The following is a 13902-nucleotide window of genomic DNA, read 5'->3' as shown; positions in this document are numbered from 1 at the left end:
GTCTACACTCCCAGTACCTGTCCCATATTCGACAACGGCTCCGCAAGCGCATCCAGATTCTGACTCAGCTTGCGCACGTCCTCGTCCTTCAGCTTCTTGTAGGAAACGTACCCGTCACCGTCCTTGAACGGTGCAAGTTCCTTCTCCAGCGCAGCAAAACGGTCCGCAATCTGCTGGTTCAGCTCCTTGTCCTTGGCAGCCAGGTCATCCTTCAGCAGGTTGTAAATTTCACGCGCCCCCTCCACATTTGCCGCAAAATCATACAAATCCGTATGGGAATAACGCTCCTCTTCCCCCGTCACCTTACTGGAGGATACCTCGTTCAGCAGCTCCACCGCTCCCGTGACCATCAGGCCAGCATCAATATCCATCGTTTCTACTTTTGCCCGCAGCAGCTTCGCGTCACTCAGCAGTGTGTCTGCATATTCCTTCATGCCATCAGTCGTGTTATCCTCCCACAGCGCCTTCTCAATGCGGTGAAATCCACGCCAATCCGCGGCTTCCACATCCCCGTCCCGTGCGTCAATATTCGGGTCCAGATCACCGAGCGCCTCCGCTACCGGCTCAATTCGTTCGTAATACATGCGTGCTGGGGCATAAAGTGCCTTCGCCTTCTCCAGTTCCCCGGCCTTCACCGCATCCGTAAACTTTTCAGTTTCCTTCACAAACGCATCAATCTGCTCTACGGCATAAGCCCGATACCCCGCCACTGCGACGGAATAATCCTCTTTTACAGTCTCTGTACCAGCCTTGCTCTTATCCTGCGAGCTCGCCTGACTCTCACTTGCTACAGCTGTCTCACCGGACACCTTCGCCGGAGCCACCGCATCATTGCTACACGCCGCAAGCAGCACCGAAGTCACCAGCACAACAGCTGGCAACGTTACACTTGTTCTCATTTTCAATCCAGACACCCCTTTATAGATACAGAAATCACACTAGACCCTTCCTGATAATTGATAATTGATAATGATTATCAATTTCGATAAAGACATCATAATCGGGAGTCCTCTCTATGTCAATATGAAAATATGGCATGGTAATTCCTCTGTTTCACAAGTGTTTTTTTGGGTATTTAAAGGGCGATACATAGACAAAGTTCGGCATCGAACGGTAAAATGAGACACAATGTATCCACTGTTCAATATTTCAATAAATTGGAGGCTTATGACATGAAATGTCCAGTATGTAATCACGAAAATGGAGATGCTCGTTTTTGCGAGAGGTGCGGCTCTAACCTGAAAGGAACCCATGCATCAGAAAATCCTGTGGAATCTGCAACACACACAGACTCATCAGATGCAAGCTCGGAATACACCCGCTGGTCCAGCACGCAGGACTCCGCATCTAATAGAAAAGAATCCGCAAGCTCATCCATCTCACCAATCCCGTCACCTGCTCATGATCATGACGATGCCCGTAGTGCTGATGCCCGGGAGCCTCATTCTGCACAAAGCAGTAGCGGCAATCAATGGAACAACCTTGTGCAGAACGAGAAAGTACAGCAAGCCAAAGAAGTAAGCAAACAGTACCTGTCTTATTTCCTAAGTGTACTGGCACGTCCATACCAAACAATGAAAACCGTCGGTGAACAGCATGCCCTGCATGGCTGGGTAACGATGGCCCTGTTTGCTATTTTGACCTCTACATACTTTCTGATTATGTTTGGCCGCCTTGGTGCGGATGGACTATTTATCGGTGGATTCCTTCGTCCACTTCTGTTTACTGCGATTATTCTGATCGCCGCCGCGGCACTGATCTATGTTGTATTGAAGCTCGAGCGGATCACTTTCCGTCCTAAAATCATGATTGCCCAGTTTGGGGCATTGCTGGCTCCAGCAGTCGTGACCCTATTACTTGCTAACCTGATGATTGTGATCTCGTATTCGTTCGCCATCTCGCTGCTGGTGTTGTCCTACATCATTGTGTTTGTTGCTATGAATACAGTGCTGTTCCACCATCCGCTGAATCGCACCCAAGCCGCCCTTGACAGCATGTACAGCGTACTGATTGCCAATGCGGTGCTGTTTTATGTAACCTATCGTCTGTTGTATGCGGTTATAGCCGGTCTGTTCGGCCCGTTGTTCTCGCCGTATGGACGCTTGTAATATTTTGTATATGAAGAGGTGTTAGAGGCTCGAGCTCATTAAGCCAGGCTTCCCCATATGTGGGGAAGTCTTTTTTCTTCTGCATTTGCAATGTGCCATTGCACAGGGATTATTCCATACACTATAATGTGTAGTGTAAATAATATGTTCCTTTTTACTTATTTACCTCGTTATTTAGTCAACTTTGTTAGCTTGAGTGAACGTGGTGCCGCGTGCGGGTATTACAAGTTCAACTTGTATACGCTTTTGTATGACTAGTACACACTTGTATACGCTCATGTATAACTAGTTCACCTATAACACTACACAATGTAGTGTTGAGTGTTTTTTTATTTTATGACGAAAGCTGAGGAATTCGAATGGACATGACCCACATGGATCATATGCAAATGGAACAACAGACTGGCACCTCATACTTATGGTTGATCATTGGAGGGGTAGTACTGATGCTCTCCATCGCCGCCTATATCTGGGCATCGCGTACACGTGGCAGTATTCTTGGTCATATGAAAAAGAAGGAGCGTGCTGCTATTCAGAAGAAAGGCCGCTTCATACGGACTACCGCTCATATTCTGATTGGCGCTTCAATCGCAGCATTCGGATTGTTTTTCCTGCAAAATGCTGGCGGCGGCACATATGATGTCTCCAAACTGGATAACAACGCCGTAATTGATGTGACCAATGATAAATACTATGGAGCCACCCATACGGAGGAACCGATTCACTATGAGATGAAGATTCCGACCTCGGGGCCACATAATCCACATGACATTAAGTTCGGCTTTTACACTGACTTCCCGGGTTATCCTTATCTGGTACACAACATGGAACATGGAGACATCATCATCTATTATCGCGAAGATGCCAGTGACATGCTCAAGGAGCATCTCAAATATCTGGCCAAATTCCGTAAAGCGGGATCAGGCATCCTCGCCGTGCCCAATAAAGACATTCCCGATGGCAGCGAGGTTGTCGTAACCGCCTGGACCAAAACGATGAAGCTCGATAAGTTCGACGACGCCAAGGTTGGCACGTTTATTAATCGCTACATTAATCAGGGACCCGAGAAGATTCCAGCTTCCGTTCGCCAAGGCGGCGGAACGATGTAACAGGAGCGGGGACAACCTATTCGTATGCACTTTGGCACGCATTTTGGTACGCACATTTAACGATTCTGAGAGACGCTATTTGGGCAATTTTACACGATTTTATTTTTTAACGATCTCAGGAAAGCTTATTTTGGGAAGAATCATGGTAAAATGGGTGTTAATCGTTGTTTTTAGTTAAATAAGGTTTCTGGGAATCGTTACAATTCCTGAAGCACCCATATCGCCCAAATAAGCTCATCTGGGATCGTTAGAATAATCGAGGGGCACTTCGAAACGACAGCACCCACCCACTTACCCTATAATCCTTTGTTAATCTTATGCCGATAAAATAAATAGGAATATATACATAAAAGAAACGGGCATATGTTGAGCAAAAGTAAAGCAATCATTAAAACATAAACACATCTTAAAGGAACACATGGTGCACAAAAGGTATGGTGTACAAAAGCAAACGAAACAATCAGAGTACGGAATTATATCCATCACATAATCACTTGAGGCACCAGACGTTCATTGAGCACTAAAGCATACGAAACAATTGGAGATCATATAAAGCGCAATTAGCTCATGAAGGATATGGAGTAATAAGCACATCCGTCACTTGGAGTACAATACACATTGACCAATGAAGTGTCCGATACGCTTGAAGCACATGACATCCACTTGAGTAGATAGACCACTTGACGTGCATTTGAGCACATATGAAGCACTCGAAGTACCTGTTGCATTTGAGCGCATATGAAGCACTCGAAGTACCTGTTGCATTTGACGTTCATTTGAGTGCATATAAAGCACTCGGAGCACACCTGATGTACTTAATCCCAATGACACCCATCGAGCACGAAGCCATATTGAACACATAAACCATATGAACCCATTACTTTACTTTCCATTATGAGCACTAAAGCATCCGATACGTTCGAAGCCATGACGTTCATTTGAGCAGGTAGAGCCCATCGAAGCAAATTTAGCAACGTTTTTCCATTCTTCAACTTATTTACAGGATACAGTTACATATACAAGGGGGAACTATTCGTACGATGAACAGCTTGTTTATGCGCATTTTTTTATTTTTTTCTTGTTTGATGTTAGCCGCAGGTGCAATTCTGGGTGTTACCATGTATCGATCATCCGCACAATTAGTAGAGCAGTCGATGGGGATGCAGGCGCAGGCGGTAGCTGAACGGGCAGCAGCTTTAATTGACATTTCGCTGTACACCCCACTCAGCACCGGGCAGGACAAAACGACGTATTACGATACGCTGCGTCAGCAGCTCAGTCAGCTGCGTGAGGCCAATGGGCTCAAGTATTTATACACCCTCGGGACACGTGAGGAAAATGGAAAGGCATCATATTATTACGTAGTGGACGGAGCCGCGCCAGATGTAGCCGAAGATGATTTCTCACCATATGGCACACCTGAGGAAACACAGTACGAAGGCATGCTCCAAGCCTTTGCACAGGATACCTCCATTCGTGGAGAGCTTACACGAGATGAGGATTATGGAGCAACGATTACAGCTTATGTGCCCATCCATGGAGCGAACGGACAGATGTTAGGCGTGGTCGGTGCGGATCTCGATTCAACAGCCGTCTATGAGCTGATGTCACGCAACCGCATTACCATGATTTGGACAGCGCTTGTGATTGTGCTGCTCGGCGTATTGCTGGTTTACATCTTTGCTCGTTATCTAACCCGCCCCTTGGTGAAGCTGAAGAAGCTCATTACCGAGGTTGGCAAAGGAGATCTTACCGTCAACGTAGACCTGGCACGCAAGGACGAAATTGGCCAGCTCGCCTCCGAGTTCAAACATCTGGTCACGGATACCCGACAAGTCATGACAGGTATTCGCCGAAGCTCCGACTCCCTGCTTCAAGCCGCAGAAGGGGTGTCGCAGCATTCACAGGCAACAGCCGAAGCCAGCCAGCGTATTGCGGAACACACCAATCATACCGCACACGGGGCTTCCGAGCAGGTCGTTCGCGCTGGAGAAGTCACTGTTGCCATGGAGGAGATTACGCGCAGCATGCAGCATATCGCTCATTCGTCTTCCAAAGTGGCTGACGTGTCACAGCAGACCACGAATAATGCCATTCAGGGACAGGCCAAGCTGGACACCGCGATCAGCAGTATGGACGTTATTCATCAGGCTAATGTACAGATGGCAGCATCCACCACTGAGCTTGCCGAATACTCCAGCAAGATTGAATCCGTCGCACATCTGATGCAAAACATTGCATCCCAGACGAATTTACTTGCCCTTAATGCAAGCATTGAAGCGGCACGGGCGGGTGAGCATGGCAATGGTTTTGCAGTCGTCGCCTCCGAGGTGCGCAAGCTCGCAGGAGAATCCGAGCAATCCTCACAGCATGTCTCTGAACTGATCGCCGAGATGACCCGTCTGACCTCTGTACTGGCTGAGCATATGTCAGCAAGCACAACAGCGGTACAATCAGGCATGGCGGTCGTTCAGGAGGCCGGTCAGTCGTTCTCCTTCATCCATAGCGGGATCGAGACGATTAACGAGCGCCTGCATGAGGTATCCGCTGCTTCCGAGCAACTCTCAGCAAGTTCTGAAGAAGTGTCCGCCTCCATTGAAAACATGGAGCATATCTCGCGGGAATCCTCATCCAGCATTCAACAGGTGTCCCAGGCTGCCGAAACGCAGCTGCAATCCATGGGTGAGATCAGCGCTTCCGCCGAGTCACTGCGTGTGTTATCCAGTGAGCTGAATGGACTCATCAGCCGCTTTAAAATCTAGAACAAAAAGCCGCACGGCAGCGTTCCAACCCATCGGGGTATACCCGATCATCGGAACACAGCCTGCGGCTTTCTTTACTTCTTGCCTTTATACAATGCGTATCGTTCGTTGATTACGTATGGTATATAGGTCTTTTTGCCATCAATATCTGCAACTCATAATGGCTCGTCATGATACAAGGCCAGCCCTGCGGCTGCTGATCCTTAGTAGCGCTGCGGAGCAGCTTTTTTGCCCAAATCCGTCATATAAGTGAAGAACGCTTCCGGGTCAGTATCGTAGACCAATTGCACCGGACGACCGTCTGCCTGCTCCACCGTGCGACCTTGGCTTGGCCCATCTGGAATCACGATGCAATTCACGGTTTTTTTCTTCACGATATCCTCGCGGCCTACGGAAGCCGTAGTCAGCACATCCCACAGATAATACGTGGAGTTGGTTTCACTGTACACGAGTGGCGGACAACCTGCATAACAGTTCCCCAGGAAATCTACACCTTCGAAGCGGCGCTCTGCTGCCCAGCGGTTACGAACAGCGGGTGTAAGAGGCACTTTGTTCGTGCTCTCCAGAGCAACCAGATCAATCTGGATGCCGCTCTGCCACACGCGATATGCCGCTTCCGGGTCCCAGAATACGTTCCATTCCGCTGTACCGTCATGTTCCGGTTCTTCGACGTTACCACGCTCAAACGTACCGCCCATCCATACCAGCTTGTCGATTTTCTCTTCGATGTCTGGTGCTTCGTCCAGCGCACGCGCGAGGTCCGTCAGCGGGCCGGTGAACAACAGCAGTGTTTTGCCTTCCGTATTGCGCACTTTCTCGATCAGATGCTGATGTGCCGGAATAGCTGATAGCGGCGCTTCCATTTTGCCCGATTCATTCAGAACAGGCAGTGCATCTACATAGAACGAGTGCAGTCTCCACGCTGGCGGGAACGGGTTTTTGCCTCTGGAATTGGATTTGGATACTTCAACGGAATACGTTCCGAAACGGTCGATAATTTTACGGCTCGCATCTGTCGCCGGCTCCAAATACCCGTCCGCCGGAATGACCGATACACCGGTTACATGTACATTGTCCATCTGCAAAAGCATAAACAGCGATACGAGATCATCCACACCGCCGTCATGATTGAAATACACATTCAGTTTGTTCGTCATGCTTACTTTCATCCTTCCTCTGGTTACCCCATTGTTGTGAACTTGTCCGTCTGCCCGTAGCCGACGCTTCCTCTATTATGTCCTATAACTCACCGTCGAGTAAACCTTCTGCTCCCAAAGAATACAGTCACCACGGCGTTTCTGCGCATTTTTTACCAGCTTACCCATTCCATCTCAAACATCCATCTCCAAGCCTCTTCCACTGGAAAAAAGAAAGATGGACCACAGGCATGAAGCCCCGCCGTCCATCTGCCCCTCTCCTGTATTACAGGGATCGGGTTTGTTTCTTTTCTTGCTGCTCCGCAATCGGCATATACTTGCCTGGCCAGAAAGCCCATTTGCCCAGCAGCGCTGTAATCGCTGGCACCATAAACGGACGAACCAGGAACGTATCCAGCAGCACACCTACGGCAGTGATGATGCCGAACTGTACCAGCACCTGAATCGGCAGGGTCGCCAGCACGGCGAATGTACCGGCCAGAATCAGACCCGCCGAGGTAATAACCGAGCCTGTCTCGCCAACACCTTCCCTGATCGCCTGACGAAGCGGCATTGTTTTGCGCTTCTGCCAGATGCTTGAGATCATGAAGATGTTATAATCCTCGCCCAGTGCCACCAGGAAGACGAAGGAGTACAGCGGTATCGCACCCTGAATTGCTTCTGCGCCGAGTCCGTAGTGGATGATAATCCAGCCCAGACCGAGTGCGGAAAAATACGAAAGTACAACGGTTGCGATCAGATATGCTGTGGCTACTACGGAGCGAAGGTAGAGCAGCAGCAGCAAGGTAATCAGACCGATGACCACCGGGATAATAATTCTGGCATCCCGCTCGCCCGCAACTTCAATGTCATATTGCTCAGCGGTCTGCCCGTCAATCCAGACCTGATTGTCTGCATCAGATACTCCGGCATCCTTCAATGCCTCTTCGGCTGTAGCACGCAGATCGGGAATATGCTGCATCGCTTCCATGGAGTACGGGTTCAGATTGAATTCCACATCATACGCCGTAATATTGGCATTCTCCGCGCCCTGCTGCGCATCGCTTACCTTGCTAATATAATCGAGTGATTCAAGACGCTCTTTCAGATCAGTCTCTTTGCCGCCAGCATCCACAATCACTTTAACCGGGGCAAGCTCGCCTTGGGAGAACTGCTCACCAATAACCTTGAAGCCTTCGCGAGAAGGTACATTTTCCGGGAAGGAAGATAACAAGTCGTACGTAAATTTCACTTGGGTTGAAAAAGAAGCCAGTCCACCGAGCAGCACAATGGTAATCGCCAGCACCGTCCACGGTTTGGTTGTAACAATCCGTCCGATCCAGCTTTCACGGACTTTGCGTGGGGCTGGTGCCGGTTTACCTTTTTTCTTCGCCCGTTCTACTTGCATCTCGTGAGTACGTGGAACAAATGGATAGAACGAACCCCGTCCAAAGATCGCAAGCAATGCCGGAACGAGTGTCAAACTCGCAATAAACATAATGAAGATGGACAAACTGAACGGTACGGCAAAACGATGATATGCCCCATACTCAGCCAGCAGCAGCACCAGCAGAGCGGCAACAACCGTAAATCCACTCATCGCAATCGCGCCGGATGAACCGGTGATTGCCTGGAAAATAGCTTTCTTTTTGTCCGGCTCATGGTACAGAATTTGACGGTATCTGGAGATCATGAACAGACAGTAATCTGTTCCGGCTCCGAAGAGCAATACAGTCATAATCGAGATGGACTGTGCATCAACCGTGATCCAGCCCTGATCAGCCATGAATCCGAGAATCGGACTGGTGACCATATAAGCGAAGCCAACCGCAATGATCGGGATAATCGCCAGTACCGGTGAGCGGTAAATCAAGAGCAGCAGAACAAGCACCAGCACGACGGTTGCAATCAGCAGAGACACATCCGCGGAGGAGAACAATCCACTTGCGTCAATGGAGATTCCAACCGGTCCTGTTACCCGGGCAATCAGCTTGCTTTCATTGTCGATAGCTGTATCAAATGGATTCATGCCGAAGATGGCTTTTGTCTTTTCCTCCAGTCCTTCAATGCCTGCCTTCAACTGTTCCGAATCAGCATCCTTATTGAAGAAGAGTGGCATAACGATGGTGCTGCCGTCCTCCGAGAGCTGCCCCTTGAGCGCTTGCGGAGGCAGCTGATACAGTGGAACCACAGACTGCTGCTGCTCCACCGGGTCCTGGTCCAGCCGTTCGGTTAACGCCTGAATCTGCTGTATCTGGTCATCAGTAAGGCCCGCTGGGTTACGCCAGACGATGAGTGCTGGTAATCCCTCACCCCCAGGGAACTCTTTTTTCGCCAGTGCAGCGGCCTGAACGGATGGTTTCGAATCACTCAGATCCTGTGCATTGTTCGTCTCGCGGTCACCTACTGCTGGCCACACTATACCAAGCACAACCGCAATGATAATCCATACGAGCAGTGTAACCCATTTACTTCGTTTGCCCGCTACAAAGCGGCCATAACCTGAACCTTCCTGCATGGTCTATTCATCTCCCTAGTTTTGTTTAATGTTAAGCAGGCTTTTGATTAAAATAGCCCCGAATTCATGTCATAGTATAGAAATGAACCATGGGTCATACTATAATTGAGTTAATTATATATACCGGAAGGTTAATTTTGCAATCCCTAATTTTATGTATATTATGATGCAACTTATTTTATCCAAAAATGAGGTCGGTGTTCATGAGCAAAAAACCAGCAAAAGATACAAGCACGACGCGTGCTCCAGGCAGACCCAAAGCGGGAACAGACCAGACGTCTGCTTACTCCAGCATATTATTGACAGCATCCCGGCTGTTTATGGAATACGGGTATGAAGCCGTTTCTCTACAGCAGATTGCTTCGTTATGTAAGGTTACCAAAGCATCGATCTATTATCATTTTTCCAGCAAGCCCGAGCTGTTCACTATAGCAATTACCCGCATGATGGCGATGGGGATGGAGCAGACGGCGCTGCGTTTAGAGGAATCAGGAACATTACATGAACGACTCGTCAGCGTGGCTGTAGCCAAGATGCAGCATTCACATGTCGATACGGAAACGATGATGCGTGAAGCCGATGCGTATCTGAGTCCTGAACAGCTTGCCCAAATCCGTGAAGCAGAAAATCGCATTTTCGATGTACTCGCTACACATTTTCAGCGGGAAATGGATAGCGGTTATCTGCGTCAGAGCAATACTTTGCTGCTCGCTCAAGCCTTTACGTCCCTGCTGATGCTGGCTAACCGCGAGGATGTGCGCAGCATGCATGAAACGATCGCAGAGCTCGCGCAGGAGTTAGTGGGACTCTTTTTGAAGGGTGCGGTTAATCAAACAAGCCAAAATTAAATAGACGGGCAGCAGGAGATATAGCTTCTCCCTTTTGTGTGAACATCTGGGCCATACTTGCCGCGCTTTATACCCTCCATATTCGGGCCAACGCGGCAATGCCTGGCTCAATGTTCTCTGGTTCGATGCCAGCAAAGCCAATCATAAGCTCCCGTTTGCCATCAGCAGGGGTGCTGTCGTTTGCCCACAGATATTCTGTTGAAGCCACCCGTATACCCGCATCAAGAGCTATATTCACCATGTCCTTTGCCGGGATTTCATTTATTAACCGCAGTATCAGATGAAATCCGGCATGTTCACCCTGAATCTGCATTCCAGGCTGATCTCCAAAATGCTGCTGAATGGCCTGTACGATTAAGTCACGCTTCCGCTTATATAAATGACGCATTTTACGGATATGCTTACCAAGCTCCCCCTCCCGCATGAACAATTCCAGAGTCCGCTGATGGTGACGTGAAGCCGACTGTTCGAATAGAACCGTTCTATATACCTCAGCAAAATAAGGCAGGAGTTCTTTCGGTAAGACCATATAGTGTACGCAAAAGGCAGGTGCAAGCACCTGAGAGAATCCCCCCATATAGATGACTGGCGTGTTCTCTCGCAATCCCTGCATCGAAGGAATGGGACGGCCGGAATATCTGAATTCCCCGTCATAATCATCCTCGATCAAATATATTCCAGCACGTTCCGCCCAGTCCAGCAAAGCCAGTCTGCGACTGATCGGCATCGTCACTCCCATAGGAAATTGATGTGACGGTGATACACCAGCCACCGACACGTCTGCTCCAGTCAGCTCATCCAGGTTGATGCCTTCGCTGTCCAATGAGATCGGAATTACCTCATATCCATAATTCCGAAATGTTCCGGGTAACAAGCGATAACCGGGGTTCTCCACAGCGATGGAGCGCTGTCCACCCTTCTGGAGCATCGTCTGTGTAAGCAGTGACATTAGCAGATGCTGTTCCGCACCGATGACAACCTGCTCCGGTGTGCATCTCACTCCCCGGAACTGCCCCAGATAGTCTGCTATCTCCGACCGTAATCCCCATTCGCCCTGCGGATCTCCGTAGAATAACAAGCTGTGGGACTCTTCACGCCATACCCGATTGGCGTACTGCTGCCATTTCGCATAAGGAAAAAGAGTGAAATCATTCTGCGACATATGGAAATCATAGTGAACATCGCTCACTGGACGTAAACGCTGCGTATCCGATGACACAGCTGGGGCGTTGGTCAGCATTGATGATTTGCCCAGTAATATATCGTGATAACCTTCAACCACAGCACGCACACGATAACCTTTGCGCGGCTCGCTGTAGACGTACCCTTCCGCAATTAACTGCTGGTACGCCCACTCTACAGGCGTAGTGCTTAGGCCCAACAATTCAGCCAATTTACGAACGGAAGGCAGGCGGCTGTGTGCTGCCAGTGCCCCGCACAATATCTCCTGTTTCATATGATCGGAAAGCTGAACAAAAACAGGTCTGCTGTTGTGCTCATCCAGCTTGGGTAACTGTATCATATCTGCTTCACTCCATCTGTCCTGTTCATTTAATAAAATCTGTATATTTGGAAGTATACAGGATTGGGATATACTTTGGTCAGCAGCAATATAACAGAACAACATCCAGGCGAAACAACATGCCATGATTTCATGATGCCTCACACATCGCTTGAGCTTGCTTGAAAATATGACAGGAGGAAGACATATGTCACAACCTACACCTACGAATCGTACCGCCAGATTAATGCAAACCGAGCGTATTTACCTGCGCCCATTTGAATTAACCGATGTCGATGCTTACTACCCAAGTCTGTTTGATACCGAAATGCGCAGACTCACAGGAACCCAAGGCAGCTTTACCCGTGCCCAGGTTGAACGTTATGTAGAAAGTGCAGCTCAGGATGATTCCAGGCTGATGCTGCTCATTGCATTACAGGCAACACACGAAGTTATCGGTGAAGTGGTACTGATGGATATACATAATAAAAACCGCAGTGCTCATATCCGCATTGCCATTGATCAACCCGAACAGCAAGGCAAAGGCTACGGTAGTGAAGCGATGCTGCTGATGCTTGATTATGGATTCGGTATCGCCAATCTGCACCGGATCGAACTGGAAGTCTTTGCTTTTAACGAGCGCGCCATTCGCACGTATGAGAAATTGGGATTTCAGCGGGAAGGCGTGAAGCGGGACGCTTTGTATTACAATCATGAGTATCACGATGCGATTCTGATGAGCATGCTTGAAGACGAGTTCCGGCAGAGACATCTGAAAGCGAATGCCCTTCTATAGTTCATGTGGGGAACAAAACCCTGACAGAGTTCTTGCAAAAAAAACAGCTTCTCTCCCTCACCAGGCTCATCTGTCCGCACGACAACCATTTCATGCACAGCTGGAGCAAGCACCCCCGCTGCCAGACCTACAGTATTCTCCCGACTCGCTTTCCCGGCATGCTGATGATGAATTAACGAGGCTTTATACCATTCCATGCCCCTCTGCCTCCATTCCAATGCTTGTCTTCATTTACCCAAAAAGATCAAAATCTTAAACAAATCCAAAGCTCAGAAAATGATGTGCAGTACATGCACAAGCTCCGAAAAACAGAGGATCAGGAGATAAAGAAGGATTATGCATCCTTTGAGTTCTCCATGCGTAGTAACAGATAGCTGTATGCTATTATCATTTGATGTATGCATGAGAAAAAAGGTTACTCCGCAACCTATAAAAATACAGACTTGAACTTCGCGGGAGCAACCCATTCAATTCACCTTCAATTGGTTATATGTACATTATACGAATGGAGGAATTCCCTATGATTCCACAAACATTGGAACAATTAGAGCAGGTGCGCAAGGAATGCCGTACGATGGTTCGCAAAAGAGCTGCCGCTTCAGCCGGCTCTACCCTGGTTCCCCTTCCCGGTACAGATGTACTGGCTGATGTCGGGATGCTGATGCAGCTTTTGCCTGCCATCAATGATAAATTCGGATTATCGCAAAAACAGCTCGACGGCATGGACCCTGAAACCAAGTCCATGATCTACGGATTTGTGATGTCGATCGGAAGCAAGGTCATCGGACGTATGGTCACGAAGGAGCTGGTTGTTCAAGTGCTCAAGCGGGTAGGGGTGCGCGTAGCGACCAAATCCGTCGCCAAGTTTGTACCTTTTGCAGGACAAGGCCTCGCTGCAGCACTCAGCTTCACCGCCATGCGTTATGTGGGCAACAAGCACATTGACGACTGTTTCGAAGTGGTCAAACGGATGATTGAACAGCGTGAGGGGCTGCCAGGTGAACCTGTGCCCGTATCATTGGAGGAAGGCAGTCCCCATAGTCCTGAAGATGAGGAAAGGCTAGACACAAACGCTCATGTAAAACCTTAAAGCTGCTATATGGCGATCATACATGAAACAGACT

Annotated in this window: 10 protein-coding genes; 6 read left to right on the top strand and 4 right to left on the bottom strand. The window is 48.8% G+C overall.

Features of this window, described 5'->3' with window-relative positions:
• Positions 1-2: 2 nt before the first annotated feature.
• Entirely contained in the window at positions 3-899 is an 897-nt protein-coding gene (gene efeO, locus IEW26_RS23455) for an iron uptake system protein EfeO (protein WP_188594180.1), read from the bottom strand.
• Between the two features lie 273 nt (positions 900-1172).
• Here efeO and IEW26_RS23450 point away from each other — a divergent pair, with 273 nt between their 5' ends.
• The 3 genes from IEW26_RS23450 (at position 1173) to IEW26_RS23440 (ending at position 5979) form a co-directional block, all read left to right on the top strand.
• A complete protein-coding gene (locus IEW26_RS23450) occupies positions 1173-2108 on the top strand; it encodes a zinc ribbon domain-containing protein (protein WP_188594119.1) in 936 nt (311 codons plus the stop codon).
• A gap of 359 nt (positions 2109-2467) precedes the next feature.
• A complete protein-coding gene (locus IEW26_RS23445) occupies positions 2468-3217 on the top strand; it encodes a DUF3105 domain-containing protein (protein WP_229729993.1) in 750 nt (249 codons plus the stop codon).
• A gap of 1040 nt (positions 3218-4257) precedes the next feature.
• Positions 4258-5979, top strand: a complete 1722-nt coding sequence (locus IEW26_RS23440; RefSeq protein ID WP_188594117.1) for a methyl-accepting chemotaxis protein — start codon at positions 4258-4260, stop codon at positions 5977-5979.
• Positions 5980-6182: 203 nt separating this feature from the next.
• Here IEW26_RS23440 and IEW26_RS23435 read toward each other — a convergent pair whose 3' ends face one another.
• Together IEW26_RS23435 and IEW26_RS23430 are read right to left on the bottom strand one after the other, a co-directional pair.
• Positions 6183-7136: a nucleoside hydrolase gene (locus IEW26_RS23435; protein WP_110895788.1), complete on the bottom strand. Its 954-nt coding sequence runs from the start codon at positions 7134-7136 to the stop codon at positions 6183-6185.
• A 265-nt stretch (positions 7137-7401) separates the two neighbouring features.
• Positions 7402-9633 carry an MMPL family transporter gene (locus tag IEW26_RS23430; RefSeq protein ID WP_188594116.1) on the bottom strand — a complete coding sequence of 744 codons (2232 nt, stop codon included), beginning with the start codon at positions 9631-9633 and terminating at the stop codon, positions 7402-7404.
• A gap of 203 nt (positions 9634-9836) precedes the next feature.
• On the opposite strand from IEW26_RS23430, the gene IEW26_RS23425 reads away from it, so the two are divergent.
• Positions 9837-10481 (top strand): TetR/AcrR family transcriptional regulator, encoded by a 645-nt coding sequence (locus IEW26_RS23425; RefSeq protein WP_188594115.1) that lies wholly within the window; start codon positions 9837-9839, stop codon positions 10479-10481.
• 67 nt (positions 10482-10548) lie between these two features.
• Here IEW26_RS23425 and pdxR read toward each other — a convergent pair whose 3' ends face one another.
• Complete coding sequence (pdxR, locus tag IEW26_RS23420; protein ID WP_188594114.1) at positions 10549-12003, bottom strand: MocR-like pyridoxine biosynthesis transcription factor PdxR; 1455 nt, start codon at positions 12001-12003, stop codon at positions 10549-10551.
• A gap of 187 nt (positions 12004-12190) precedes the next feature.
• Between pdxR and IEW26_RS23415 the strand changes: the two genes are divergently transcribed.
• Together IEW26_RS23415 and IEW26_RS23410 are read left to right on the top strand one after the other, a co-directional pair.
• Positions 12191-12778: a GNAT family N-acetyltransferase gene (locus IEW26_RS23415; RefSeq protein ID WP_188594113.1), complete on the top strand. Its 588-nt coding sequence runs from the start codon at positions 12191-12193 to the stop codon at positions 12776-12778.
• Between the two features lie 520 nt (positions 12779-13298).
• Positions 13299-13868, top strand: a complete 570-nt coding sequence (locus IEW26_RS23410; protein ID WP_222125714.1) for a hypothetical protein — start codon at positions 13299-13301, stop codon at positions 13866-13868.
• The last annotated feature ends 34 nt before the right edge of the window (positions 13869-13902 follow it).

This window comes from Paenibacillus silvae, from assembly GCF_014639235.1.
In the GTDB taxonomy this organism is placed as follows: Bacteria; Bacillota; Bacilli; order Paenibacillales; family Paenibacillaceae; genus Paenibacillus; species Paenibacillus silvae.
The sequence above is the reverse complement of the archived record's forward strand: the minus strand, read 5'-3'. Positions and strand labels throughout refer to the sequence as shown.

What these genes read in the sequence shown, in the direction of transcription:
- efeO (WP_188594180.1), bottom strand. Translation starts at nt 899, where the DNA reads ATGAGAACAAGTGTAACGTTGCCAGCTGTTGTGCTGGTGACTTCGGTG.
- IEW26_RS23450 (WP_188594119.1), top strand. Translation starts at nt 1,173, where the DNA reads ATGAAATGTCCAGTATGTAATCACGAAAATGGAGATGCTCGTTTTTGC.
- IEW26_RS23445 (WP_229729993.1), top strand. Translation starts at nt 2,468, where the DNA reads ATGGACATGACCCACATGGATCATATGCAAATGGAACAACAGACTGGC.
- IEW26_RS23440 (WP_188594117.1), top strand. Translation starts at nt 4,258, where the DNA reads ATGAACAGCTTGTTTATGCGCATTTTTTTATTTTTTTCTTGTTTGATG.
- IEW26_RS23435 (WP_110895788.1), bottom strand. Translation starts at nt 7,136, where the DNA reads ATGACGAACAAACTGAATGTGTATTTCAATCATGACGGCGGTGTGGAT.
- IEW26_RS23430 (WP_188594116.1), bottom strand. Translation starts at nt 9,633, where the DNA reads ATGCAGGAAGGTTCAGGTTATGGCCGCTTTGTAGCGGGCAAACGAAGT.
- IEW26_RS23425 (WP_188594115.1), top strand. Translation starts at nt 9,837, where the DNA reads ATGAGCAAAAAACCAGCAAAAGATACAAGCACGACGCGTGCTCCAGGC.
- pdxR (WP_188594114.1), bottom strand. Translation starts at nt 12,003, where the DNA reads ATGATACAGTTACCCAAGCTGGATGAGCACAACAGCAGACCTGTTTTT.
- IEW26_RS23415 (WP_188594113.1), top strand. Translation starts at nt 12,191, where the DNA reads ATGTCACAACCTACACCTACGAATCGTACCGCCAGATTAATGCAAACC.
- IEW26_RS23410 (WP_222125714.1), top strand. Translation starts at nt 13,299, where the DNA reads ATGATTCCACAAACATTGGAACAATTAGAGCAGGTGCGCAAGGAATGC.